This window comes from Chryseobacterium sp. JM1, from assembly GCF_000737715.1.
Lineage (GTDB): Bacteria > Bacteroidota > Bacteroidia > Flavobacteriales > Weeksellaceae > Chryseobacterium.
This window is the reverse complement of the sequence record NZ_JPRN01000026.1, coordinates 1-25,859: the sequence shown is the minus strand read 5'-3', so window position 1 is coordinate 25,859 and position 25,859 is coordinate 1. Positions and strand designations below refer to the sequence as shown.

27 protein-coding genes and 1 tRNA gene are annotated in these 25,859 nt (G+C 36.8%); 17 read left to right on the top strand and 11 right to left on the bottom strand.

Translation table 11 applies throughout. The features are described 5' to 3' along the window. Window positions 1-12 precede the first annotated feature (12 nt). The 10 genes from IW22_RS23215 (at window position 13) to IW22_RS23170 (ending at window position 7,916) form a co-directional block, all read left to right on the top strand. Complete coding sequence (locus IW22_RS23215; protein WP_034732039.1) at window positions 13-582, top strand: RHS repeat-associated core domain-containing protein; 570 nt, start codon at window positions 13-15, stop codon at window positions 580-582. Beyond that, the gene (locus IW22_RS23210) at window positions 575-1,033 is read left to right on the top strand and encodes a hypothetical protein (protein ID WP_034732036.1); all 459 of its coding nucleotides are present in this window, start codon (window positions 575-577) and stop codon (window positions 1,031-1,033) included. Before IW22_RS23215 ends, IW22_RS23210 begins: the two co-directional genes overlap by 8 nt. A gap of 105 nt (window positions 1,034-1,138) precedes the next feature. Then, window positions 1,139-1,474, top strand: coding sequence for a hypothetical protein (locus tag IW22_RS23205; RefSeq protein ID WP_034732032.1), 336 nt, complete (start codon window positions 1,139-1,141; stop codon window positions 1,472-1,474). 434 nt (window positions 1,475-1,908) lie between these two features. Then, a complete protein-coding gene (locus IW22_RS23200; RefSeq protein ID WP_034732025.1) occupies window positions 1,909-2,445 on the top strand; it encodes a hypothetical protein in 537 nt (178 codons plus the stop codon). A 30-nt stretch (window positions 2,446-2,475) separates the two neighbouring features. Next, on the top strand, window positions 2,476-3,504 hold the full coding sequence (locus tag IW22_RS23910) for a helix-turn-helix domain-containing protein (RefSeq protein ID WP_131401788.1): 1,029 nt from the start codon (window positions 2,476-2,478) through the stop codon (window positions 3,502-3,504). 53 nt (window positions 3,505-3,557) lie between these two features. Next, window positions 3,558-4,094: a cytochrome b gene (locus tag IW22_RS23905; RefSeq protein ID WP_051891379.1), complete on the top strand. Its 537-nt coding sequence runs from the start codon at window positions 3,558-3,560 to the stop codon at window positions 4,092-4,094. 10 nt (window positions 4,095-4,104) lie between these two features. Further along, on the top strand, window positions 4,105-4,578 hold the full coding sequence (locus IW22_RS23185; protein ID WP_034732023.1) for a DUF1772 domain-containing protein: 474 nt from the start codon (window positions 4,105-4,107) through the stop codon (window positions 4,576-4,578). 82 nt (window positions 4,579-4,660) lie between these two features. Next, the gene (locus IW22_RS23180) at window positions 4,661-5,203 is read left to right on the top strand and encodes a GNAT family N-acetyltransferase (protein ID WP_034732021.1); all 543 of its coding nucleotides are present in this window, start codon (window positions 4,661-4,663) and stop codon (window positions 5,201-5,203) included. 152 nt (window positions 5,204-5,355) lie between these two features. Next, the gene (locus IW22_RS23175) at window positions 5,356-6,888 is read left to right on the top strand and encodes a M20/M25/M40 family metallo-hydrolase (RefSeq protein ID WP_034732019.1); all 1,533 of its coding nucleotides are present in this window, start codon (window positions 5,356-5,358) and stop codon (window positions 6,886-6,888) included. A 326-nt stretch (window positions 6,889-7,214) separates the two neighbouring features. Then, complete coding sequence (locus tag IW22_RS23170) at window positions 7,215-7,916, top strand: hypothetical protein (RefSeq protein WP_034732017.1); 702 nt, start codon at window positions 7,215-7,217, stop codon at window positions 7,914-7,916. Between the two features lie 177 nt (window positions 7,917-8,093). On the opposite strand, the gene IW22_RS23165 is transcribed toward IW22_RS23170, so the two are convergent. From IW22_RS23165 to IW22_RS23155, 3 genes are all read right to left on the bottom strand, one after another. Beyond that, window positions 8,094-8,999, bottom strand: coding sequence for a DUF2490 domain-containing protein (locus IW22_RS23165; RefSeq protein WP_051891378.1), 906 nt, complete (start codon window positions 8,997-8,999; stop codon window positions 8,094-8,096). A 304-nt stretch (window positions 9,000-9,303) separates the two neighbouring features. Further along, a tRNA-Ser gene (locus IW22_RS23160) sits at window positions 9,304-9,390 on the bottom strand. A 55-nt stretch (window positions 9,391-9,445) separates the two neighbouring features. Continuing rightward, window positions 9,446-10,462 carry an asparaginase gene (locus IW22_RS23155; protein ID WP_034732016.1) on the bottom strand — a complete coding sequence of 339 codons (1,017 nt, stop codon included), beginning with the start codon at window positions 10,460-10,462 and terminating at the stop codon, window positions 9,446-9,448. A gap of 81 nt (window positions 10,463-10,543) precedes the next feature. Between IW22_RS23155 and IW22_RS23150 the strand changes: the two genes are divergently transcribed. Then, the gene (locus tag IW22_RS23150; RefSeq protein WP_034732015.1) at window positions 10,544-11,215 is read left to right on the top strand and encodes a TrmH family RNA methyltransferase; all 672 of its coding nucleotides are present in this window, start codon (window positions 10,544-10,546) and stop codon (window positions 11,213-11,215) included. A gap of 85 nt (window positions 11,216-11,300) precedes the next feature. Here the strand turns inward: IW22_RS23150 and IW22_RS23145 are convergent, their stop codons facing one another. The 3 genes from IW22_RS23145 to tsaD all read right to left on the bottom strand — a co-directional run bounded on the left by IW22_RS23145 (window position 11,301) and on the right by tsaD (window position 13,651). Further along, a complete protein-coding gene (locus IW22_RS23145; RefSeq protein ID WP_034732013.1) occupies window positions 11,301-12,002 on the bottom strand; it encodes an RsmE family RNA methyltransferase in 702 nt (233 codons plus the stop codon). 225 nt (window positions 12,003-12,227) lie between these two features. After that, window positions 12,228-12,638 carry a hypothetical protein gene (locus IW22_RS23140; protein WP_034732011.1) on the bottom strand — a complete coding sequence of 137 codons (411 nt, stop codon included), beginning with the start codon at window positions 12,636-12,638 and terminating at the stop codon, window positions 12,228-12,230. Then, complete coding sequence (gene tsaD, locus IW22_RS23135; RefSeq protein WP_034732009.1) at window positions 12,635-13,651, bottom strand: tRNA (adenosine(37)-N6)-threonylcarbamoyltransferase complex transferase subunit TsaD; 1,017 nt, start codon at window positions 13,649-13,651, stop codon at window positions 12,635-12,637. Before tsaD ends, IW22_RS23140 begins: the two co-directional genes overlap by 4 nt. 4 nt (window positions 13,652-13,655) lie before the next feature. On the opposite strand from tsaD, the gene IW22_RS23130 reads away from it, so the two are divergent. From IW22_RS23130 to IW22_RS23120, 3 genes are all read left to right on the top strand, one after another. Next, window positions 13,656-18,446 (top strand): hypothetical protein, encoded by a 4,791-nt coding sequence (locus IW22_RS23130; RefSeq protein WP_034732006.1) that lies wholly within the window; start codon window positions 13,656-13,658, stop codon window positions 18,444-18,446. Window positions 18,447-18,580: 134 nt separating this feature from the next. After that, complete coding sequence (locus tag IW22_RS23125; RefSeq protein WP_034703315.1) at window positions 18,581-19,051, top strand: Lrp/AsnC family transcriptional regulator; 471 nt, start codon at window positions 18,581-18,583, stop codon at window positions 19,049-19,051. A 71-nt stretch (window positions 19,052-19,122) separates the two neighbouring features. Beyond that, complete coding sequence (locus IW22_RS23120; RefSeq protein ID WP_034732004.1) at window positions 19,123-19,500, top strand: hypothetical protein; 378 nt, start codon at window positions 19,123-19,125, stop codon at window positions 19,498-19,500. A 138-nt stretch (window positions 19,501-19,638) separates the two neighbouring features. Here the strand turns inward: IW22_RS23120 and IW22_RS23115 are convergent, their stop codons facing one another. The 5 genes from IW22_RS23115 to IW22_RS23090 form a co-directional block, all read right to left on the bottom strand. Further along, window positions 19,639-20,208 carry a GNAT family N-acetyltransferase gene (locus tag IW22_RS23115; RefSeq protein WP_165571923.1) on the bottom strand — a complete coding sequence of 190 codons (570 nt, stop codon included), beginning with the start codon at window positions 20,206-20,208 and terminating at the stop codon, window positions 19,639-19,641. Window positions 20,209-20,277: 69 nt separating this feature from the next. Then, window positions 20,278-21,351 (bottom strand): grasp-with-spasm system SPASM domain peptide maturase, encoded by a 1,074-nt coding sequence (gene gwsS, locus IW22_RS23110; RefSeq protein WP_034731999.1) that lies wholly within the window; start codon window positions 21,349-21,351, stop codon window positions 20,278-20,280. Window positions 21,352-21,526: 175 nt separating this feature from the next. Continuing rightward, window positions 21,527-22,429, bottom strand: a complete 903-nt coding sequence (gene gwsG / locus IW22_RS23100) for a grasp-with-spasm system ATP-grasp peptide maturase (RefSeq protein ID WP_034731994.1) — start codon at window positions 22,427-22,429, stop codon at window positions 21,527-21,529. Then, on the bottom strand, window positions 22,426-23,319 hold the full coding sequence (locus IW22_RS23095; protein ID WP_051891377.1) for a hypothetical protein: 894 nt from the start codon (window positions 23,317-23,319) through the stop codon (window positions 22,426-22,428). The genes gwsG and IW22_RS23095 overlap by 4 nt, the downstream gene beginning before the upstream one ends. Before the next feature lie 90 nt (window positions 23,320-23,409). Continuing rightward, window positions 23,410-23,616: a TIGR04139 family peptide modification target gene (locus IW22_RS23090; protein ID WP_034731991.1), complete on the bottom strand. Its 207-nt coding sequence runs from the start codon at window positions 23,614-23,616 to the stop codon at window positions 23,410-23,412. A gap of 472 nt (window positions 23,617-24,088) precedes the next feature. Here IW22_RS23090 and IW22_RS23085 point away from each other — a divergent pair, with 472 nt between their 5' ends. Genes IW22_RS23085 through IW22_RS23075 form a run of 3 tightly spaced genes read left to right on the top strand, consistent with a single transcriptional unit; the run spans window position 24,089 to window position 25,637 of the window. Further along, on the top strand, window positions 24,089-24,631 hold the full coding sequence (locus IW22_RS23085; RefSeq protein ID WP_034731988.1) for a hypothetical protein: 543 nt from the start codon (window positions 24,089-24,091) through the stop codon (window positions 24,629-24,631). Window positions 24,632-24,663: 32 nt separating this feature from the next. Further along, window positions 24,664-25,128 carry a hypothetical protein gene (locus tag IW22_RS23080; protein ID WP_034731986.1) on the top strand — a complete coding sequence of 155 codons (465 nt, stop codon included), beginning with the start codon at window positions 24,664-24,666 and terminating at the stop codon, window positions 25,126-25,128. Beyond that, window positions 25,125-25,637: a hypothetical protein gene (locus tag IW22_RS23075; protein ID WP_228384095.1), complete on the top strand. Its 513-nt coding sequence runs from the start codon at window positions 25,125-25,127 to the stop codon at window positions 25,635-25,637. The genes IW22_RS23080 and IW22_RS23075 overlap by 4 nt, the downstream gene beginning before the upstream one ends. Window positions 25,638-25,859 lie beyond the last annotated feature (222 nt).

The window sequence follows — 25,859 nt, the reverse complement described above, 5'->3', positions numbered from 1 at the left end:
GTGGTTTGCTATTTGAGAAAACCGTTATATTTACCAGTACAGAGATCATATGGGAATGCCAGAGTAAGTTTTGCCAAAAACAGCGCAGGAGCTCTTGAAGTAACGGATACCAACAATTATTATCCATTTGGCCTCAATCATATAGAAGGAATGCTAAGTAGTTCTAATTTTGGCGGGTATTACAGTTACAAGTACAATGGTAAGGAGCTGCAGGAGACGGGAATGTATGATTATGGAGCTAGGTTTTATATGGCAGATCTGGGAAGATGGGGCGTTGTGGATCAGTTGGCGGAAAAGATGACTCGTTACAGTCCTTATAATTACGCTTGGAATAATCCGATCAGGTTTATCGATCCAGATGGAAGATTTGCTTTACCACCTATAGACTATGTTAATGAGAAAGGTAAAAAAATTGGAACTGATGGTACAACTGATGAGGGAGTTTTAATGATTACAAATAAAGCAGACCAAGCAGCAATAAAAGCCGCAGAAAAAAAAGGAGAAAATATTGCCTTAAATCAATTAAGTGTATTGAATTCCTCCCGATGGAACATTAAAAGAATCTTTAGGTGTTATGGATAGAGGTGATGCTAATGGTGGATTTAGAGAAGAGAGTTCTTCAATTTCAGGAGACAATGTAATAGCGAGAGGAGAAACAGGGCCATTACCTATAGTTGATGCAAGGGGTATTGGAACTGCACCTGCTTCAATGCCGACGAATGATAAGACTCATACATCAATACATCTTCATCCTGCAGGTATTTTTGAAGCAGGTGGAAAATTTTTTCCTTTTGACGCTTTAACTCCCACGAAAGGCGTTGATGATAAAACTTTTACTGGTAAAGGAACAAATATTATTGTAGGTAGACTACAGAAATACGATGGAACGAATGTGATAAAAAATTCTGATGGAACGTATAAAGACTACAGAGATGTAGGAGCTGCGGTTTACAGAGGTAATAATATATCAAAACCTTCAATGATTTTAACTAAATCTGTAATACAAAACATACTTAAGAGAAATGGAAAATAAAATCTTAAAATATTTTTTTTTAATGTGTTTGTTTTTTTCAAGCTATTTTTTATCTCAAACCAAGATAATTAATTTTTTAATTATGGTTGATAAAAACCTTGTTTGATGATAAATGATCTACGAATTAGCTCTACTTCTATAGGCATACTTGATGTGAATTATATTGTTGGTACGATTGATTTATCTGATGAAAATTATAATAAACTAGCAAATGACAAATCGTTAAATTTTGATATCAGCTTTGAAACGTTTTTACCTAAGCTTCCACTAGCGCAGAAGTATGTGTTTTCTTTACCTAAAGAATTTCTAAATCAGAAATACATTATTGTCAATATATTTAATAAGGGTAGTAAAATTTACAAAAAGAGATATTCTGAAGGAGACAGAAATAAAGAATATTATGTCGTAATCACAAGTCCAGATTTTTCAAAACTTGATTAAAAATGTGAAATATTCTCCCTCTTTACAGCACGATTATATCGTAGGGGTAGATAAAAAAAACCTCGCTTTTGCGAGGTTTTTGTGTTTTATAGAGTATGGTAATTTTCTACGAATATGCTTTTTTAGCTTTATAATCCTCCACTGGCGCGAGTGTCTCGCTCGTGTCCCGAACAAAACAAGACCACTGCAAAATAGCAGTGGTTTGCTATTTGAGAAAACCGTTATATTTACCAGTACAGAGATCATTTGGGAAATGCGAGAGTAAGTTTTGCTAAAAACAGAGCAGGAGGTCTTGAAGTAACGGATACCAACAATTATTAGATGGGCAAAAGCTGTAGAAGTATATGATGGTGGTGGAACTGCAGGCTGTCAAAAAAGTGTTTTACAAATGAAACAAGAATCTAAAAAAACTAAACCCTCAGATTATTAAAAATATGAAAATTTTTTTTTTAAGTTTAATTATAATTTCATTTACAAGCTGTAATAAATCAGATTTACACAAAAATGATAAAAATAAAATTACTGGGACAAAGTTAGACTATTATGAACGTTGTAGATTATTAGTTTTAGAACAAAATACTACTAATCAAAATTTTGGATTCACAAAAAAAGGAAAAGATATTGATGAACAAGTAGTCAAATATTTAGGAAATATTATTACCTCTAAAAAAGACACGCTAAAAATTTTAAACTCTGTTCATTATACAGGTATTTATGAGGATTCCAAGAGAGGAAACGGGCAAGTGTATATTTATAATTATCACAATAAGTTGTTAGGTTTTTATAATTTAGGTTCTTCTTCTGCAGTACCTAACAGCATTGATAACAGAGAATTGATTTTTAAATACAATAATGAAAATTGTAACGAGACGACCAAAATAAGTTTGAAAGATAGCATTCCTAAACAAATATTTGTTCAGTGTACAAAGGAGGGCGGAGATATATATAATTTAGAAACTGCTCATAACTAAAAGAAAAACCACCAAATCCCGCTGGCGCGAGTGTCTCTACCGTGCCCACCAATAAAAATAAACCACTGTTTTACAAGTTTAAATGACAGTATTCAACATGCAAAATCTTGGGTCAGCCTGAAAAGCTCTTATGATTTAAAAAAGATAAAAAAAATTGAAAAAAGCATCATTGAGTTTCTAGAATATATTTCTCAAAATACAACAATTAGCCTTATTTTTATATCAGTTAATTTACAATTTAGAATGGAGAATGATCAAAATTTTTTAATTAGAAAGCCTGTTAATTCGTTTCTCTCAAATATCATTGAGTGTTTCTTTTATATCGATATTCCGGTTTGTCAATTGACTGAGAAAGCTGAATTTATGATACCGTTCCCCCGTATAACAATGGGCTATTTTTTTGACCATCCATTTAGGGTAATTAATGATACATTAAATGAATCAAAACTGATAAACAATGCCATATCAAGAATTTCCACTCAAAAAATAAACGTTTTACCTGCCACCGACAGAATAAGAATTGTCGGAGCCCATTTAAAGCCTTTTGGCTTGGCTTGTTACACACAAAAAGCAGTAAATTCACTTCCTTGGTTAATCGACATAGAAGAACTGTTTGGTCATATGGCCAGGGAGTTTCTGTTAAAAATACATCATCTTGCCAACACAGAAGAAATGTTCACTGCAATGGAAGATATATTCTTAAATAATATTCTTGATCGTGATTTATCACTCATCATAAAGGCACTTGAACTGATAGAAAGTAACTCCGGAGATATTGAAATGACCTTATTATCTGAACAATTAAACGTGTCTGACCGAACAATAAGAAATCATTTTTATAACTATGTAGGCTGTTCTCCAAAAGAATACATCCGTATTGTGAAATTAAAACAAATAGCTTATCAACTAAAGCATTCTCAAAATTCATTGACAAATATTGCCTACAGTAACAATTATTTTGATCAGGCACATTTTGTTCACGAAGTAAAAGGTATCACCGGCCAAAGCCCCGGCCAATTACGTAAAGACATTCCTGATTTCCGATTTTTACAATTTTAGTTTTTACGAGATGCTGATATTTGTTCATCAAAGAAAATTGAAACACTTTCCAGATGAAAACAATTATAAACAACAATCTTGCAGAAAAGTACGGCAAAGGAACCATCATTATTCATTGGTTAAGCTTCTTATTGATTATTTTACTTATTCCTACGGGATTTATCATGTCAGGCATGGAGCCGGGAGCTGCCAAAATAAATCTTTTACGACTGCATCTCTTTGCTGGTATTTTAGTTTTTATCCTGACTTTAATACGCGCCTGGTTTTTCTTCCGGCATAAAAGACCTTCAAAGTTGAAAACCGGGAATTACCTGCATAATAAATTGGTTATTTGGATTGAAAATACATTCTATTACCTGTTGATCTTACTTTCTATATCAGGTATTGCGACTGTTATAATGGGCGATTTCGGAGAAGCCCTACAGACCGGTGATGCCTCCCTTTTACCAAAAAGATTGGACATTCCCTCACTTGGAGCTCACAAAACTTTATCCATCATATTGATTGTGCTTCTGATAGGACATATTGGAGGGGTCGTTAATCACTATATAAAAAATAAAGAAAATACATTAAAAAGAATTTTACCGTAAAATCATAAAGATGAAAAACAATCAACTTCTAAAATTAATCTCTCTGGCTGTACAGTCACTATTCACAGGCGGATGCCTGGTAATACTATTTGTTTTAGTTCCTTTTTGGCAAAAAAGTAATCCTGAAGATTTTTTATTGTGGTTCTCCATCAATTCACAAAACATTGCGAAGATAATGCTGCCTCTGGAAGTAATCCCTTTAATTTTATCTGTTCTGACATTTTATTTAGTCAATAAACAAAAAGATGAGACTCGTAAATGGTGGCTGCTTAATCTTACGGCTAACGTTATTATCCTCCTATTGTTTTTTATTTATTTTATGCCCGCCAATTCATCAATGTCATCAGGGACGATAATGAAAAACCAAGTAAAAAACGAATTAACGAAGTGGGAAATGATACACCTTGTAAGAACATTACTAACAGGGATTTCTACAGTATTTTGCATAGTTGGGTTACAATATATTCCAGTAAAAAAACAGTAGAAAAATAATTAATCCGGAATAACCTGGGGTTTTCTAATATTATGATGAAAGTTGTCAATCATATGTACAATCAAAAGACTTAATGGAAAAAATTAGTATAAAAAAAATTACAGTAAATGATGTTCACCAGTTGCAAAAAATTGGAAAACAAACTTTTTACGAAACTTTTTCGATATATAATACCGAGGAAGATATGCAAAAATATGTAACTGATAGTTTTTCAGTTGCTCAACTTAATACTGAATTGAATAATGAAAATTCAGAATTTTACTTTGCAGAAATCAACAAAAAAACAGTCGGGTATTTAAAACTCAATTATGGAATTTCCCAGACAGAACTCAAAGATGACAAAACTCTTGAAATAGAAAGAATTTATGTCCTTAAAGATTTTCATGGCAAAAAAATCGGACAAATTCTGTGTGATCAGGCAATTAATGTAGCAAAACAGAAGAACGTTGACTTTATTTGGTTAGGAGTTTGGGGAAAAAATCTACAGGCAATTCATTTTTATAAGAAAAATGGATTTGTAGAATTTGATAAACATATTTTCAAACTTGGAGATAAAGAACAAACTGATATGATGATGAAGCTAAAATTGAAGAATGAGTATCAAATTAATCTTTAGTGTCATTATAAATAGCAAAGCAGTATTATAATCTTACTATTTTTCAGCGTTATTTAATGAGATTGGTTTAAAAGATAGATAAATACTGGTTTTTAATACAGGTATCATTATTTTGTTTGGTATATTTGTGACACCACACAAAATCTTACGCCATGAAAAAGTTCCTTTTAATCATTCTGGGTATTCTTGTTATTTTAGTTGTCGTACTTTTAGTCAAAACGTACACATATCCGTTTAAAAAGAATACGGCAGGAAATTCTGAAGGATGGAAACCTGTCAAAAATGATTCCGCGTTAATGCGTCTTTCTGGCGGTATCAAAATACCTACAGTTTCTACGGGAAGCCTTGGAGAATTCAATTATGCTCCGTTTGATCAGTTTAAAGAATATCTGAAAACATCTTATCCGTTAGTCTATCAAAATACCGAAAACAGCGAGGTCAATACCCATGCATTGGTGTTTAGGCTTAAAGGAAGTGATCCTTCACTTGCCCCGATTCTTTTTCTTTCACACATAGACGTAGTACCTCCGGGAGATGCTGATGTGAAAAATAAAGAACAGAATATTTTCAGACCCGACGATCAACCATTGCCACCCGTTTCCAAAGTAGCCGAAGACTGGGATTTCGAGCCCTTTTCAGGAACTGTTGCGAACGGAAGAATCTACGGAAGAGGAGCCATCGATATGAAAGGAATGCTCTTTTCCCTTATGGAATCTATGAATATGATGGTTAAAAGTAAAAAGATTCCAAAACGTGATATCTACCTGGCTTTCGGTTTTGATGAAGAAGTAGGGGGACAAAAAGGAGCCGTACAGATTGCAGACTATTTTAAAAAGAAAGGATTGAGGTTTGATGCAGTCTATGATGAAGGGGGATTGATTATGGAGAAAGGAAATGTCGCAGGAATAGATTTCGATGTCGCCGCAGTGGGATGTGCTGAAAAAGGCTTCTTATCAGCAAAAATTAAGGTTAAAGGACTTGGAGGACATTCCTCGATGCCACCTATGGAAAGTGCGATTGGAAAAGCAGCCGTGATTATGCAGCGCCTTGAAGACCATCAGATGAAACCTACCATAACCCCACTGATCAAGCAGTTTTTTGATAATGTTGGAGGAGCGATGCCGTTTACGAACAGACTTGCTATTGCCAACCAATGGCTTTTGAAACCAGTTCTGCTCTCTCAACTGACCAAAAATACCACCACCAATGCCTTGGTGCGTACCACAACCGCCCTTACCATGATGAAAGGGAGCGATGGAACCAATGTGCTTTCTCCCGAAGTGGAATTTGTCGTGAATTTCAGACTTCTTCCCGGCGATACAGCAAAAGAAGTCCGTGATCATATCGCAAAAGCGACAGAAGGTTTCGATGTTGAGGTGGAAGAGATCGACAATACACGGGAAGCTTCCGCAGTTTCCCCTACCAATACAAAAGCGTATCAATTAATAGAAGCCGGAATCAAAGAAATTAATCCGGGTGCTATCGTGACGCCTTACCTTACCATGGCCGGCACTGATGCCTACAAATACCAGATCGTAAGCAAAAATATCTACAGATTTATGCCCATCAAAATCAACAACTCAGAAAAGCAAAGCATCCACAGCACCAATGAGTACATCAGTATTGAAAACTATATGAAGATGATTCATTATTTTGAGTTTATGATGACTAATTATGACAAATAGCTGCGGGTTTCGCGATGCGGAGTTTGAGAGTTTTAGTGTTTTGAGATTCGGGATTAGAGTGTCGGAGTGTTTGAGGATTTTTGATGTTGCTTACTGTTGCTTTTGATAGTAATTACCCCTGTATTTTAATACTCTGAAATTATCGAGAAATATTGAATGAACGACAAATATCTGGCGGCTGAGGCTCCCGAAGCCACCAGTTCTAAAGTCTCATCTAAAAATCTTGATTCCTGGCTCTTGCATCTTGGCTCTTTTCACAAAAAAAATAACACGTCAAGTTTTGTCGCATTACAGCAATAGCTTTGTCCTATCAAAATTACAGAGCTATGGAATTGCCGTTTTACTTAACATTTACAGAATTTGAAAGCCATTATTATGATAATCTTGAAAAATGGTTTGAAGAATATCACAACGCCAGTGAGATCGATTATCTTAAGACACTGGCAGACCTTTACAGCCCTTATCTGTATTACAGTTTTGCAGATGACAGACTGATGGCTGATGCTTCTATGGAAATCAAAGACTGCTTCTTTCCTTACCACGAAAAGATCGGGATTTCTTTCTGTACAAGTTGTGAAAATGGCAAAAATCCAAAGGTAACCAAAGGCATGAATCATATATTTGAGTGGAAAACCATTACGATGATGGAATACGCGCAACATATTCTGGATAAAATTAACAGATACTTGTTAAAAAACGGCAGTTCTCTGGACGGAAACAAAACAATTCCGGATTATATCAATGATCGTGAGATCATCACTTCAAGAGAAGGGGCTGGATATTGTGTCAATTACAGCAGACATCAGGCGGCGGTTCCGTTTTTAAAGGCTTACCTTCCTTATTATGGGCAGACAGTGAATATTGCCGTGTACAGGGATTTTATTTTCTCCATCGCACAGATCGCGGAATATATTGATAAAAAGCTGAGGTCTGTACAGGCTTTTGAGCATACCATTTATGCTAAACTCAAGTCAGAAGCCAAATTCAAAGTGCAGATGAGTCATCAGTTTCTGACGATCTGCAATTAAAATTTTCACCAACATTCATATCTAAATTATATTGACGGAATACCCTGACCGGTATTCCAGACAAATCCTGACAGCAATGCCAGGATTTTGTTTAATTTTACCCATTACCCATTACCCATTACCCATTACCCATTACCCATTACCCATTACTCATTACTCATTACTCATTACTCATGATTAGAGGGGTAAATTCCAAATCACATCCACCGCCAAATAGTGTACACCTCCTTTTTTTACACTTCTGCTTCCCCGGATCAGATCATTCACATATCCAATATCCACAGAGAAAGGAGAGTGGTGAATACTGAACATATAATAAACCCCGATACGCATTTCCCGGTATCCGAAGGGCGTCCATTTCTGTTCCGGTTCATTAAGGTAGCTTGTAGAAAACAGACCTTCAGCACTTAGAGCCAACTTTTGATTGTTTTTTTGGGATAGATTATAAGTCAGTTGACTTTTAATTCTTGTTCTCAACTGAAAATTCTCTTCAACCTCACGAAAACCGGCATCAAAAAACTTCCGGAACTCCTGACGGACGGTATTCTTAAGTTTCCATCTTTTCCCCAGTTTGAAAGTATAGGCATACCTTCCATAAATTCTGAATTCCTGCTCAGTAACTTCCTTTTCATAAGGTTCGGAACTTTCATATTTGGGCTGCCGACGATAACTGACTGCATAACTGTATTGTTGATTGGGGGCAAAAGAATGATAGACTTCATGGTTCAATACAATAATAGCCTGTTTTGATACTAAATTATAATTATCAGGACTGCTTTTTCTTCCCAGAGCAATATAGCTTAAAGCCTGTTTCTTTCCCAGCGAATCCAGTTGACGTCGTGCTCCAAAAGCCAACCAGAAAGCCGTATTCGCATCTCCAAGACCCGGCGGACTGATCTGTGCATGTAATGACCCGCATAAGCTTAATAAAAATATTCCGATAATAATTTTTCCCGTTCTGAGCATCCTGTAAAATCTGTTGAATCGTATGTTGAGTATCTGTTCAGTCATAAGATGGAGCTGAATATTAAGTGATACTGTAAAATGATGATTTGTTGTAGCCAATGTAGGTCCTTTATCCATTAAATAATGATGTAAATGATTTTAATACTGTTGATAAACAGGACAAATTAAATACAGGATTTAGGAATGTTTTAGGAATAGGGAAGGATCAGATACAAAAGTTGTGGACTAAATCAATTCCTCTCACTGATTATACAGATAGAGCAGATAAAAAATAAAAATCTGTATGATCTGACCAATCTGCGTGAAATTTATAGATTCATTCCCTTTATTAGAATCCAGGGAATTGATTTTATCTTTATTTCTTTAAAAAAAACAATAAAAAAAGTCTTAAACAATTAAGTTTAAGACTTTTAGATTCTTGCAGAGAGGAAGGGATTCGAACCCTCGATACAGTTACCCGTATACTACCTTTCCAGGGTAGCTCCTTCAACCACTCGGACACCTCTCTATTTGAGATTGCAAAAATAGAGTAATTTCTGGAATCTGCAAATTATTATTCAAAATTAGTCAGTAATTTCTCCACAAAGACTTCTGGTGAAGTTGTCAGCAAAGGTTCCTGTGTAATTCGGGTTATCTATAAGGTGCATCGCTTTGGTAATGGCACTTTCGGCGGTCATATCCCTTCCGCTGATCGCTCCGATTCTTGAAAATATATTGCTGTTTTCATATTTCCCGAAAGAGATACCTCCTGAAATACACTGACTTACCACCACAATTTCAGTTCCGTTGCTTCTGATTTCTTCAAGCGTTTCCTGCGTTTTTTTACTGCTGAAAATGGTTCCCGAACCGAAAACCTGAAGAATTAAAACCTTCATTTTAGGGATTTCTTTGAAATGACTCAGATGCATTCCCGGAAAAATTCGCCAGAATAAAATATCTTCAGAAATATGTTCGTCTACGTGAAATTCCACCTCAGGCTCACAACGGTAAAGATTGTCCTTTACAATATTTAAATGAACACCTGACTGTCCCAAAATAGGATAATTCGGGCTTGAATAGGCATCAAAATACTCCGCAGAATATTTCAGCGTTCTGTTTCCTCTTAATAATTTATATTCGAAATAAACGGCTACTTCCTGAATAACTGCCTCATCGTTTTCATAAAGACTGGCGTAATAAAGACTGGTCAGAAGATTTTCCTTGGCATCCGTTCTCAGATCTCCGATCGGAAGCTGGGAACCCGTCATAATAACAGGTTTTCTGAGTCCTTTCAGCATAAAACTTAAAGCAGAAGCCGTATAAGACATCGTATCCGTTCCGTGAAGGATCAGAAAGCCGTCATACAGCTCGTAATTCTTGAGAATGTAGTTCGCGATCACCTTCCATTCCTCAGGTCCCATATCGGAAGAGTCCAGCGGTTTTGCGAAAGGATGCACAAACACCTCGCATTCCATTAATTTCATCTCAGGCATTTTTTCGAAAATATTTCCAAAATCAAATGCGCGGAGGCTTCCGGTTTCATAATCTTTTTCCATACCGATGGTTCCTCCGGTATAGATGAGCAGGACTTTTCTTTTCATGAATTACTTTTTAGTAAGAAATTGAGCCTCGTTCAGGTTCATAGCTCAAAATTACGTTAATTTGCAAAGATTTGAAAATGAATGGAAGATTTAGCGCAAACTTTTGAATATTTAAAGCAGTTTTTAACAGAGGAAAGACTCTCAAAAATAGAACATTTCTCTCAGGAAAGTTCCGATTTTGTACTTCCTGTGATGGATGACGTCTACCAGTTCAGAAATGCGGCGGCTATCATCAGATCTGTAGAAGCCAATGCGTTTCACAAGGTTATAGCCATGGAGGAAGAGAATGTTTTTGATCCCAACCTTACCGTAACCAAAGGGGCCGAAACCTGGGTAGAAGTAGAGAAAATGGCTAAGAACATAGCTTCTCTGCAGAATATCAAAGACAGAGGCTATAAAATCCTGGCGGTTTCCCTTGAAAAAAACGCGGTGATGCTTCCTGATTATCAGATTACAGAGCCTATTGCCCTCGTATTTGGAACCGAGATGGAAGGAGTATCGGAAGAAGTCATAGATTTTGCAGACGAAACTCTGGCGATCCCCATGTACGGCTTAACGAGAAGCTACAATGTTTCCGTTGCCGCAGGAATCTGTATGTATGAACTGAAACAGAAACTGATCAAATCAGGCATCGATTATAAGCTAAGCGAAGAAAAAAAAATGAAAATGAAGATCCGTTGGGCCGTGAACTCCATGCGAAGCGGAAAACAGATCTTTGAAAAATATATGAGAGATCATCATCTGGAAATGTAGGATGATGTGATGATGAGTTGATTTGATAATTTGCTGATGAATGAATTTCCCTACCTTCTAATCCCTAATCCCTAATCCCTAATCCCTATCCTCTCATCATATTGAAATAATTCCACGCTGCCACAAAAACCCCTGCCGTTTCAGTTCTCAGCCTTTGGTTTCCGAGTGAAACAGCTTTTACGTTACTGTCGGATAGAAACTGGATCTCCCTTTCAGAAAAATCTCCTTCGGGACCGATTAAGAAAGTGATCTGTTCCAAAGCTGGAATATGATTAAGCTCAATTCTTTCCAGATTTTCATGACAGTGCGCCACAAAAGTCTTTTCGGGATTAATGTTTTTCAGAAAATCAGGAAGTTTAATTAAAGCATTAACAACAGGAAAATGAAATCGCAAACTTTGTTTTGAGGCCGCAATGGCTTGTTTTCTAAGCTTGTCGATACTGATGTTTTTACGCTCTGTTTTTTCAGTTTGCAAAATGGTAATCTCAGCAATGCCCATTTCTACAGCTTTTTCTACAAAAAACTCAATCCGGTCAATATTTTTCGTCGGAGCAATAGCAATGTGCAATTTTGGATTGAAATCCTGAGTGTCTTTTTTAATTTCGGAAACCTCGATATTGGCTTTTTTCCCTTCGATCACCAATGTTCCGGAAGCAACATTTCCTTTACCGTCGGTTACGTGAATTTCTTCACCGTCTTTCATACGAAGAACTTTCACAATGTGCTGCTGTTCTTCGTCATTAATTATTGCTTTTCCGTTATTGATTTCGCCAAAAAAAAGTTTCATATATTGATATTTAGAATGCGCCTGAATTGTATTAAAAGATGGGAAGCTGGAGGATGGAAGCTTGAAGTTGCTATTGGACGGTAAGTATTTAATAATTTCTTATAAACTGATTGAAGTTGTTTTAAAAATATAAGTAAAAATATCCTGTATTTCTAACTTTGGACTTCAATAACTTCCCTCTTCGAGCTTCTGACTTCCTTACAGAATGAATTATCAGGTTGATGATTAAAAGGTAATTTCATTCTCGCTTAAAAATGCTACACCGGTTTTTATCGTGGTATAAACATCACCTTCACAGTCTCTGTATGAACATGCGTAAATTTCTTCAATCCACTTATTATTCATGAAAATTAAATTCAAATATTCGTTTTTTCTTAAATTATTTTTGATGGATAAATAATCTCCTTCTTTGGGTTCGTAAGCAAAACTGAATACATTTTCTGAATTGATTTTCTCTACGATCTCTTCCTTTATATTTTGAACATATCCGATTTCTGAACTGATCATTAAATAATCTTCGTCTTCAGATTGTTCTGTCACTTCATTTTTTCCGATAACGGTTTCTAAAACCCAGTAATATTTTGAATTTTTTTTAGACTGCGTTCCCAGTACTTTTTCTTCTAAGAGTATTTTCATAAATCATATTTTGCAGTTGCGGACGTTTTCATATCCGTAAATTCTCCTCGCTCATATTTCAGTTGAGCCACCATCGCAATCATCGCCGCGTTGTCTGTTGTATATTCAAATTTTGGAATGTAAATATTCCAGCCTAATTTCTCATGATTGTCCTGCATTGCTTGTCTCAACGCAGAATTGGCAGAAACTCCACCTGCAATCGCCACTTCTTTTACATTTAATTCTTTAGCGGCTTTTTCAAGTTTCGCCATCAGAATTTCAACAATCGTTCTCTGAACGGAAGCGCACAGATCATTTAGGTTTTCCTTAATAAAATCCGGATTCTTTCTGACCTCCTTCTGAATGAAATAAAGCACAGACGTTTTGATACCGCTGAATGAATAATCATAATTTTCCATTCTCGGTTTGTTAAATGTAAAAGCAACAGGATTTCCTTCCTTGGCCAGTCGGTCTATAATAGGTCCGGCAGGGTAGTCCAGATCAAAGATTTTTCCGATTTTGTCAAAAGCTTCTCCCGCGGCATCATCAATTGTTTTTCCAATAATTTCCATATCAAAATAATCCTTCACCAGTACGATCATGGTGTGCCCTCCGCTTACCGTAAGACACAGGAAAGGGAATTGAGGCGGCATAGGATTTGCATCTTCGATGAAATGGGCTAAAATGTGGGCCTGGAGATGGTTAACTTCAATCAGCGGAACATTCAGACTCATAGCAAAAGACTTAGCAAATGACGTTCCTACAAGAAGAGATCCTAAAAGTCCGGGGCCGCGTGTAAATCCTATAGCTGAAATAGCATTTTGTTGTATATTTGCTTTAGTAATAGATTTTTCAACAACGGGGATTATATTTTGCTGATGCGCTCGCGATGCCAGTTCCGGGACTACACCTCCATATTCTTTATGGATAGCCTGATTCGCAGCAATATTGGACAGAATACAGTTTCCCTTGATGATAGCTGCTGAGGTGTCGTCGCAAGACGATTCAATACCTAAAATTATAGAGTCGCTCATAATAATGGCAAAGTTAGAGAATAATAACGAGAATGAGAATAAAAAATCTGTAGCTGAGAACCTAAGTGATCAGGTACAGAAGACTGTGGAGAATGTAGAAGGCGCTGTGAAGGAAACAGTTAAGGAAGCATCTGAACTGGCATCAGATGCCATTCATCATCCCGTAGAAACGGCTGGAGAATTTGGAAAGCAGGCGGTAAAAGATGTCACCAGCTATTCCTGGTGGGCCAAACTTCTCCTGATCCTTTTCTGGCTGGGAGTTATTCTTGTTGGAGGAGTTCTTACAGCCATTAATCTTCCGGCAACCAAGCAGTGGGCGGCAGATCAGGCTCTTCAGATCGTTAACAAAGACTTTAAAGCCGGAATGTCTACCGAAAGTGTAGAAGTGGATTATTTCGGAGACGTTATTATAAAAGGTTTAAAAATCAAGGATTACAAAGGCCTTGAATTCATCAAAGCAAGAGAATTTCGTGCGAATTCAGACTGGTTGTCACTTGCTTACAATGCGATTTCCGGGAACAGCAATTCATTAAGTTTTAATTCCCTGACCCTTGTCAATGCCGATGTGAAGGTCATTACCTACAAAGGTGACAGTATTTCCAACTTTATCAGATTTACACAGCTTTTCGACAGCGGAAAGAAAAGAGATCCAAAGAAACCTCCTTTTCAGCTGAATTCCCGTGTACAGATCATCGATTCAAAAGTTTCTATCGTTAGCCAAAACTCTCCGGGAGAACCGGGAAAATGGTTGACGGCTACAAAATTTAATTTAATAGCGCCTAATGTAAAGGTAAACGGCCCCAACATTTCCGCGCTGATCAATAATATGTCCTTCGTCACAGCAAGATGGGGGAAATCTCACTTTGTAGATACTTTTTCTACGGAACTCTCTTTGACCCATGAATTCCTATCATTAAAAGACCTGACGCTGAATACAGACCATTCCCTGTTGCAGGGAGATATAAAATTCAATCTTCATGACGGCTCATGGTCCGAATTTGCTGACCGCGTAAGCTGGGATATGAATATCAAGCAGGGAAGTCAGATGAGCGGGTATGACATCAGCTATTTTGTGACGAACTGGGATAATTTTAAACCTTTCAATCTGGCTGGAAAAATGACCGGCCCACTGAATAAATTCTATCTGGAAAACTTCCTGATCAGAAATCCTGACGTGAATATTGCCACCAAAACCATGAGAGTGGACAGGCTGCTGAAAGGAAATTTCTCCATTGAAACCAAAGACCTTTCCACAGATTTTACCTATAAAGACCTTAAAGCGATGATGCCTTCATTTATTTCCAAAAAGATGAAGAATTTCGCGGACGATTTTGGAAAACTGAAATATAACGGTGCTGCAAAAGTAGATCCCCAACAAATCTTTATTCCCAACGGAAATCTGATGACGGGAATAGGTCAGGCGAAAATCACCAAACTTTCACTGACGGGATACAGCACGGCAATGCCTAAATATTCAGGGTATCTGGAAGTCAAAGACCTGAATACCTCTGTTATCACTAAAAATAAAGCAGTAGGTCTTATCTCCGGTAAATTCGATCTGAACGGGCAGAGTTTTGACGTCAATACTATGCGTCTGACCACCAAATCCCAGATCAGCAGCATTGAGATTATGGATAAGCAGATCAGCAATCTGTATCTGGACGGTTTATTAGACCATAAAAAATACAACGGACTCATCACCGTGAATGATGAGCAGGCGAAAGCGACCATCAAAGGACTTATTGATTTCAGTACGCCAAGAATTGCGATGAATGTGAATGCAGATGTCACCTATTTGAATATGAATTATTTCACCAACAAACCCGGAAGCCAGATTGTAAGCGGCCAGGTAGAAGGTAAAATGTCCATGTCTTCCATTAATGATCTGACGCTGGATGTGGATGCCAATGAACTGCATTTTGCAACCGCAACACAGAAATATATTATTCCGAAAGCAAAACTTAAAACCTTTATAGAAGCAGGCGGACGTGTCATCGAAGTTGATGCACCTGGAGCTGCCAGTGGCAAGATCTCTGGAAAATACAATCTTGGTGATCTTGCAGGAATGATGGAAAATGGGATCGGAAGAATTCTGGTGGGACCTCCGCCGAGAAAACTGTACAGAGGTCAGAGTTTCAAAATGAATTTTGATGTTCAGCAGGGTGTTGTTAATTATTTTCTTCCCGATCTTAAACTTCCGCAGGGTGCTGTGGTAGAAGGCGAGTACAATGGAGATTCAAACGATTTGATCCTGAATCTGGATGCAGCTTCCCTGAAGTATATCATGACCAAAAAGGAGGAAATCACCGAAGCAGACAAAGCCTTGGCGGCCACCAATCCTGAGTATAAGCTTAATGACCGTACTAATATTTCCAGGGACAGTGCGATGATCGACAGTGTGATGGTCAGAATCAATACAGCCAAGCTTGATGAGCAGCTGTATGCAAGGATCAGTAAGCTGGTGTACAATAAAAATATCATCAAAGATTTTGAACTCAGAGGAAAGAATGAAAACAATACGGCGCTTCACCTGGCCACAACATTTAAACATGGAAGTCCGGAGGATGAACTGAGTGAAAGCCTTAAATCATATGCCATTAATGTAGATCAATCTACTAATGCAGCGGGAGATTATGTTTTCAGATTTGAACCTACGGAAGTGAAGTTCAATGATGTTACGTGGGCGATAGATACCAGTCCTGAACTGGATCATTCCATTACTTATAGAAAGAGTACGGCTGATTTTGACATTCATAATCTGAGGGTATTTTCAGATAAAAGTGCCCTGTTCATTAAAGAGGCACAGTTTAAATCTGCGAAAGACTTTTATATAGATGCGGATATCGAGGAATTTGCCGTAGAAAAGCTCCTTGAAATGCAATCCGGAGGAAATCCGATGGGAATCAAAGGTCTGGCTAACGGAAGTGTGAAAATCAAAATGGATAAGAGCACACTGCAGCCATTGGTAGATCTTACGGTAGACAATATTATGATGAACGGAAATGAAATGGGTGACCTTACCATTTCCGCCACCAACGGGTTCTCCCTGAATGTTTACGATGTAGATGTCAAAGTAGCTTCTGCCGGAGTTCTCGGGAATAATAACCTTCATGTAACAGGTACGGTTAATAACAATACCGCTTCTCCTACGATTGATCTGACAGCGGAAATGCGAGATTTTGACCTTGCCTTTACCCAGCAGTTTGTTCAGACTATTTTTGGAAATATTAGAGGAAAAGCGACAGGTGACCTTAAGATTAACGGAAAACTAAGCAACCTGGATTACAGTGGTGATATCGCGTTGAAAGGCTTCGGTCTGAAACTGCTTTTCACAGGGGTAGATTATTCATTTGATGATACTGTGATACCGCTTTCCAAAGGACTTGCGATCCTTAACAATATTGAAGTCCATGACGGAAGAACGAATTCTAAGGGAACAATCTCCGGGGCGATCCAGTTTGAAACCATTTCTTCTATGGGGGTCAACTTAATTATGAGAGCAGACAATCTTCTGGTACTGAATACTTCGCAGAAAGATTTTGACCTGTTTTGGGGACGAGTGTACGGACAGGGAGATCTCTACGTGGACGGACCTGTTTCCGGACTGAGTATTTCCACCCCGAATATGAAGGCACTCAATGGAAGTACCTTTACCTTTAATTCCAGCTCAACATCCAATGTGGAAGAATTTAAAATGCTGAGGTTCCTGAAAGAAGGAAAAGACGGACTGATCACGCTGGAAGAAAAGAAAAAGACGGGAGCGAATATGAATATCGACTTCAGTCTTGATGTAGATAAAGGAACCACCGTGAATGTACTTGTAGGTGATGATGTAGGAAATATTACCGTAAAAGGAACAGCCGACAGGCTGAGGTTCCAGATGGGAAGACGTGGAGGAATTGCCATGAACGGAACTTATAAAGTAGACAACGGAACGTTTGTTTCTAAAGCGATCCTGAATAAAACCTTCCAGATTCAAAAGAACAGCAGCATCAGATGGGATGGTGATGCGATGAAACCGGCACTGGATATTACAGCCAATTATGTGAGGATGGTATCAAATGCAGGGGAATATTTAAGCATGGGAAAACTACAGCCAATTAGTGTACTGCTTCAGGCCAATATCACCCAATCCTTAATCAACCCGAAAATAGACCTGAATGTGACCGCTCTTGACGTCTCCAGCCAGGTAAAGGAAACATTGGCCGCAAAGATGAGTCAGGAGGGCGAGAAAGTACTCCAGTTTGGTTCTGTATTGCTGTTGAGTACCTTTAACGTTTCCAACAGTGGAGGAGTAGATTTTGATGTGGCGGGTGTCGCGGAATCTTCAGGATATAATATGCTTCTTAAACAGCTGGGATCTGTACTAAATACTATGAGTAACGAATTCCAGATCGATCTGAATTATGTAAAAGGTGATCAGAATTCCAACACTGGTGACCGTGCCAATGCAGGGGTAAGTGTGGCGGTTTCGCCTAGGATAAATATCAAAACCGGACTGGGAATTCCACTGACAAAAACCGAAGGTGCGCAGAATAATTATCTCTCCGGGGAAGGGTCTATTGAATATGATGTTTCTAAAAAGAATGATGGTAGTCTTGTCCTGAGAGGCTATTCCAAGCCTACCAATATCGGAATGTTAAGTACGAATGGTTCTGCAAATCAGGCCTATGGTGGGGGAGTTGTCTGGAGTAAAAGCTTTAATTCTCTGTTTAAAAAGAAGAAAAAAGATAAAAAAGCCCCAGAACCTAAAACGGAAATAAAAACAGATTCTATAAAATCGAATGCTAAATAATCTGAATATTTTAATGATTTTTATCATCCGTGTTAATTATTGTTAATGTTTGATATAATTTTTTTAGTTAAATAATTTTTTATAAATTTGCAAAAAATACATGGATTTTTTAAGAAAATTGTAATTTAACTAATATGAACTATCAACTGGACGAAATAGACAAGAAGATTCTTGATTTCTTAGTAGAAAACACAAGAATGCCTTTTACAGAGATTGCAAAGCAGATGGATGTTTCTGCGGGAACAATTCACGTAAGAGTGAAAAAAATGGAGGATGCAGGTATTATTTTGGGATCATCTCTTAATATCGATTATGGTAAGCTGGACTATCACTTTACAGCTTTCATTGGGATCCTTTTGACAAAATCAAACCGCACTCAAGAGGTATTGAAAGAATTATCAGTACTTCCGAACGTAATCGAAGCGAGCGTTATTTCCGGGAAATATAATATTTTCTGTAAAGTAAGAGCTAAGAATACGGAAGATGCAAAAAGAATTATCTATCAGATAGACGACATTCAAGATGTAATGAGAACCGAAAGTATGATCTCCATGGAAGAGTACTTGAGCGACAAAAACAGATTGATCAACGCTATTTCTATATAATTCAAATTTTAAACGAATAAATATGCTGAAGAACTTATGAATTTATTCATAAGTTCTTTACTTTTGTACCTATGGAAGAATACAGTTACTTTGACGAGGATCCAAAGAAAGGATGGGGCTTTATTTTAGCATTTGCAGCTTTGATGCTGTTCACCATAATGGGGCTTGGAATAGATGTGGATGAATACCTGCAGCATGAATATCTTCAGATCCCGAGGTGGTATTTTTTCGTTATCTTTTCCATTGATGTTCTGATGATGATCGGACTGGTGCTGATGTTTTTCTACAAAAAGGTGGGCATCATTATGTTTCCGGCACTGTTGGTTCTGCATTTCTTTATGCATAATTATTATCTGTCTACATTTTTGTATACAGATGTCACCAATCTTTTCCTTTTTACAGGTTTTGGGATGCTTGCCATCATTCCGAAATGGAAGTTTTTCAGATAGAACTTTAAATGAGACCTTTAATCTGGTCTGTAGAAGTAAATAGCGGGTTGTTTTAAAGAGTTTTTGATTGGTTTCTACCATTTCCCTAAATTGTGGATAAGAATCGAATTTAAGGTGCTTAAATGGATTTTTTAGTTTCTACAGATTTTTCAGAAAGTAGAGAGGGTAATCCAGTTCAAAGGTTTGGTGAAAAATTTCAAATTTATTTTGAGTGTAAAAAGTACGGTTTTCAGGAGTGGTTGTTTCTACATAAATTAATTCGCCTTCATAAAATTGTAAGGAGTCGTTCAATAATTTTGTACCAATCCCTTTTCCCTGTTCTTCCGGGACAACTGCCATGAGCCACAAATGAATGAATTTTCCCTCAGGATGGAAACTTTTCAAAAGTTTTTCCCTTCTTAAAACTTTGAACATATTGTCTACGCCGATACAGACAAATAGCAACCTGAGCTCTAATGCGAATTTTCTGAAACTGAATGTATTATTGTCCAGGAATAAAATACATCCTTTATTGTGATCACTTAAAAATACACTACCATTCGATAGGGACACATCAAACTGAAATTCCATTAATGCTTTTAGTCTTTTGTATCTGTTACCGGATTTTTTCACCACAAAGTTGATAGAATTAGGAATAAGAACATCAATAAAAGCCTGGCATAATATTTCAACTGCCTTTTCCCGATCTCTGCGAGTCGCTCTTTTCATGGAATTAGTTTTTCCAAAAGTAGGCATAAATCTAAAATAACCTAAATTCAGAATAAGACATTTCTGTTTTTAATGATCCAGTCCGTAAAATCGAATAGCATGCTGTTTTAGCGGGTTTCGGCTCCAATCCTCCCATTTCCCCGTATAAGGATCGTAACCGCATTTAAGGGGCTTAGATATGTCTAATTCTTCGTTATTTTGATTAGCGTGTTCTGTGTAAGCTCTACAGTCTGTGCAGATATATCTGAACTCACAATCTTTGCATACCTCTATTTTATCTTTAGTGATAGACCAGTACTTTTTAAAATTGGCTTTTACCAGGGCTTCTTCAAGGCTTATCTCATGAATGTTTCCGAAACTTTCAGGCATTAAAGGGCAGTTTTTGATATTGCCGTGAAGGTCTATCCCCATTTTTTTATGAAGGCAGGAATTAAAATTTACAGCTTCGGATACTTTTGAGATATTGGTATTGAAGTATTTCAGATCTACTTTTCCACAGGAGGAAATTTTCACGTCTTCTTTTGTAAAATTCAGAACAAATCTGAATTCATCCTTTACTTTGAAAGGTTCTTTTTCACACGTGTAAAAAACAATATGGTACATCCTTTCTGTATTGTTGTGGATGGTGTTGATAAAATCCAGATTGACGGCTTGATGAAACGGAGAAAAAACTTCTATACCACACAAAACTGAGTGGGAAAATATCTGATCAATCTTTAGGAAATCCTTTTCAGTCAATACATTTTGAGTGTATATCACTAAATGCTTTATCCCAAGATTCTCCACAGATTTCTTTATTTTTTCCAACAACGAAATCTCCGTGAGATCTATAAAAAGGTCTGCAATCGTACTGGGCTCCTCATATTCGTAGGAGAGTGGCGGAAAATTTTTATCCCAGTTATTTTCGGTGATAAATCCATATTCTTTCTGCAATAAAATGTCCAGATATTCCTGAATGAAAGGTTTAGATTCCTCATCATAATTCTCCAAGACTTCTTCTACAGAATCATTTTTCAGTTCCTCAACTACATCATACAGTTCCAGAGGATACAGCTCCGAGACATTTCTTTGAAGATCGGAAATCAGGATCCTGCTGGCTCCTTTTGTGATGAGTATATTTGAAAACAGATTGAAGTATTTCATAATAGCCGGATAAGTGGTTTTACAGGTTTTTCTCTTACGTAAAAGCCGGTTTTGTATTTTTTACATCTTAATATGCATTTGGTATTACTGGTAATCATCTTGGAGTCCGTGTTGTCAAAAAAATCCATATACTTAAAGGATAAGGGAAGTTTGTGTTTTTCACCGAAATTGTCTTTCATAAATAATCTGCAATTTTTTTAAATAGTGGATAATTACAATGGTAAGCTACGTTCGCAAACTGACCTACAGGATTTACTTCTAAGAAATAATAGATATTTCCGCTTTTGATAAAATCCAGTGAGCCACAGTTGAGATCAAGCATCTTCATCAGCTCGTGAATTTTAATTTCCATTTCCCCGGAAAGTTTGTATCGGATATTTCTATTCGGCTTCTCATTGTTATACTTTCTGAAATCTGTTTTAGTCTGCTCGTCATTCTGTGAGAAAATGGCCATGGAGAAACATTCGCCTTCGAAATAAAAGGTTCTGATCTCAAAATCCTTTTCTATCTTTTCCTGAAAAAAAGAAGTGAAAAACCCCTCTTTCTCCGCTTCTTCGATGACCGTTGTATACATAATTCCATCTTGATTGTCAGATAGATTGTCTAATATCACATTCCCGGTGATCGACTTTGTGATGGTTGTATTCAGAAGAACTTCATCTGTATGGTCTGCCAAAAAATATTCAGGAACATCCAATCCTGCTTTCTGCGCATATTCCAATACCAAAAGCTTATTGACGTGGCTGTTGCTTTGTTTGTTGATATGCTTTTTGGTCTCTAAAGTTTTCAGTACGTAATCTTCCAGCCAGTGCTGGGTTTCATTCATATAGATATTAATAGAATCGTTATTGTAGTGTAGTCGCTTAAAATAAAGCCCACCTCTTCTGTGCCAAACGCTTTTTATATCGTCCAGAAAGAAACTGTTTTTCTGACTTTGCAGAAAGAATTTTTTTTCACGAAGATGAATTTCAAAAAACTCATCATCATTTACGAGAATAAAGTGTTTATTCATTGACGCCAGCCAACGGATCACTTCTATTGTTGTCCGGTCATTATTATCAGAAAATATCAGGATCATTTGGTTCTAAGGCTGTCTGCCTGGTCTTTTGCTAGTTTGTTACGATATTTCAAGCTTGGGAGACCAATGCTTTTCCTGTTCCGGTTTACTTTAGCTGAATCTGTTATATTTTGAGACCTCTGATAAACACCGTAAGTATAAGGGATTTTATGATGCAGATTATTTCGGTCAACCATAGCTGCATAATCGCGGGGAGGGCATTCACCGGACTTTACATACTCTAGTATTTTGGCTTTGAAGTAAGGATGATGTTGATCATAATCTGCCATGTGAAGAATGATTACATCCAAGGGCATAAAAATATCCTTATGGTATAAACCTATTTTCTGCATGGAAGGATAGCCATAATGCTTAAACGTCCATTTCAATAGTTCAGCATTTTTAAAGTCATTTTCAAAGATTTCTGAACTGTTGGAACGTCCATTAAACTGATCCCTGCCAATAGCTACTACAAATGAGTCTATCATTTTCTTGTCTAGCTTCTTTTCCCACTCTTTAACCTTCTGTTCCATTTTAAGACTGTCTATCCCGTATTTTTTGTAGAGGCTGATGAATTTCGGGTCTACTTTTTTGTATCTCCAATAAGGAGCAATTAAAGGAATTAACCGGTAAAGGTTTCTCTGACCTCCAAAATTTTTTCCAAGGTTATCAGAAATTCTGATATACGTTTCATATTCTTCGGTGCGTTCCTGATTAAGAGGCCGGTATTTCCTGAATAATTTACGGTAGAGATCGGTCGCTTTTTCCGGCTGTTTAGCTATTCGATAAATGCTGTCAATTTGATATACTTTCTGGTAATAGGTGATATAGTCCTTGCTTTTGCAACAGTAAAGAAAAAAGCAGATAAGTACAGGGCCCAACAGATACTTGATGTTATAATTCTGTTTCATATGTTTTGATTCTGCCAAAAATTGTCTGATGTTTAAATAAGACAGGACTGGTTGATTTAAAAACAGCCCTGCCTACATTATTACAAATTATTAAGGTGTGCTCGGATTAGGTCCTTCAATGCTTAGAGTCATTGTTTTTTTTCCATCTTTGTAATAGGCGGTATCTGAGCAATTAGAACCACACGCTGTTGGTTCTGATGATCTTGCTGAATCATCTCCTCCGTGGATAGACTGCATATCCTTCAGTTTCTTGTTTTCCAATGAAGAAAAGTTCTTCATTCCATTTAATTTTTTCATAATTGAATAATTTTTTTATTAAAATTTGTGGTTGTCATATAAACCCTGACATGGGCTTTGCCATTCTTCATTTCAGCCTGTACTGTACACTTACAGACGGATCTGCTGAATGTTTATCAACGTTGATGATTCCAAAACTATAGATTATTACATCTCTTTTGCGTGAATTAATGTGCTGTTTTTTTGTAAATTCGTGAGGCTTTTTGTACGGTTGTACAGATTAAAAAAAATCATGAAAATATCCTGGTGATAAAATTTTGTAAATCAAAAGATTGAGAAATATAAATCCTGATTTTATAGATTCCAAAAGCAGATAAACAGTCCCATATTTCTATTGTATGTGATAGTAAAATAGTATGCATACAAAAAAATACCTTACAGACAACGGCTTACAGCCTTAGGAATATTTAAATTTTCATCTATTTTTGTACATTGACTGTTATCACCCCAATCGAAATCACAAAATCACTGTATGCAAAACCTCAAACAGCTCAATATTGATTTAAAAACTTATCTTGAAAAAACCACAGAACAATTTGTTAAAGGCCTTGTACAAATACTTGAAGGGAAAAATGCAGATTATCTGAACGGAAAGAGCAAAACAGACATTGTAGCCTACTATTTCGAATATGAATATGATCATCTGGATATCTCAGCATGGACTATAGATAAATCCGGAGCTATCATAACCAATCCTGTACTTTTGTTAACTCAAAAAGAAGAAGAGAATGACGGCAAGGAAAGCTGGAACGCGCTTCTGCCAGAAAAAATATGGAAAGCAGCTTCAGATTTTCAGGAAGAGTACGAAGATGACGATGACAGGTGGGACGAATACAATGAAGAAAAATATGAGATATTTGAAAACTGGTTTTTTGATGGCTGGAAAAAAGCTTCAGCACAGACAGACAATAAGGCAGATGCCTATTTTTCAATTCATGATACCTACTTTAAAACAGATCTGAATACCCTGCAGACGATTAACGACGACGAAATTGCAGAACGTTATACCTCATAAAATAATACACATTAAAATACATCACTATTATTATGAACACCTATCAATTTTACAAAAAAGAAGGAAACCTGTTAATTTTTAAAAACCAACCCATCTTTGTATTTGTATTGGCTGCTCTTACATTCATTGCAGCAGGATTCTCGTATAAGTATAAGATTCCTTTATTAGCCTTATTTCTTGTTGCTTTTGGAGGCCTGATGATCGCCAATTTCTTTGCGAAAAAATTTGTTATAGATCCCCAGCAGCAGACTATTACCTGTAAACCAAGTGTTTTTGTTTCTACAAAAACCTATTCTTTCCAGGATTTTACCCATTTTGAAGTGCTGGCGATGAAATATCTGGGCTTCATCACCACCAATGTATTCCTGAATATTTATTTTGAAGTGAATGGAAAGGAACATAAATTTATGGTCGGACAGGCGCTTACTCATAAAAGCATACAGAAAATGGTCAATGAAACCGAAGATATCATGAGCCTAAATGAAAATAAGCGATGAATATCAAAGACCGATATAAATTTGAGGATAACGGCAGTGAAATAAGCTTTATGCCCAATTACAACTTTATAAACACCTTAAAATGGTGGTTGGGAGCGGGTATTCTTGCCATTCCGGCGCTGTATTATTTCAGAAATATACTGTCCGGAAATGCCTTTTCCATTGCTTCTGTTATATTGGGGATTTATATGGTATATTTTCTATGGGATCTTCTTTTCAGAGTTCCTGTAAAATATATATTCGATAAGCGGGAAAAGTGCATTTACCGCAAACTGTTTCTTACCAAAAGCATCATGAACTTTGATGAAATGACCTATTTCATTAATGAAGATAACGGTGGGTACTATTATGTAATCGGGAAAAAGAGAAACCAGTTTGTTAAGAACTACAGAATCAGTAGTTATTTTTCAGGCTCTAAAAAATCCCGTTTGAAAGAGGATGAATTCCTGACAGACATCCTATATCCTGTACTGGATGCCATAGATGTTCCGATCAACAGACCGCAGTAGTGAAGGGTTTCTGAGTAGGGGAGTTTGAGAGTTGGAGCGTTTTAGGGTCTATGAGTGTGAAAAGACAATTACTTGTTAATAGTAATTATACTTTATTCTTTAATTGTTTGAATTCTAAGAATCTAAAATCTGATATATAGAGGAATATTAAATAAAAGACAAACATCTGGTAGCTGATTTCTATGACGTTACCAAATTATTTATATAATTTTTTTCATAGGG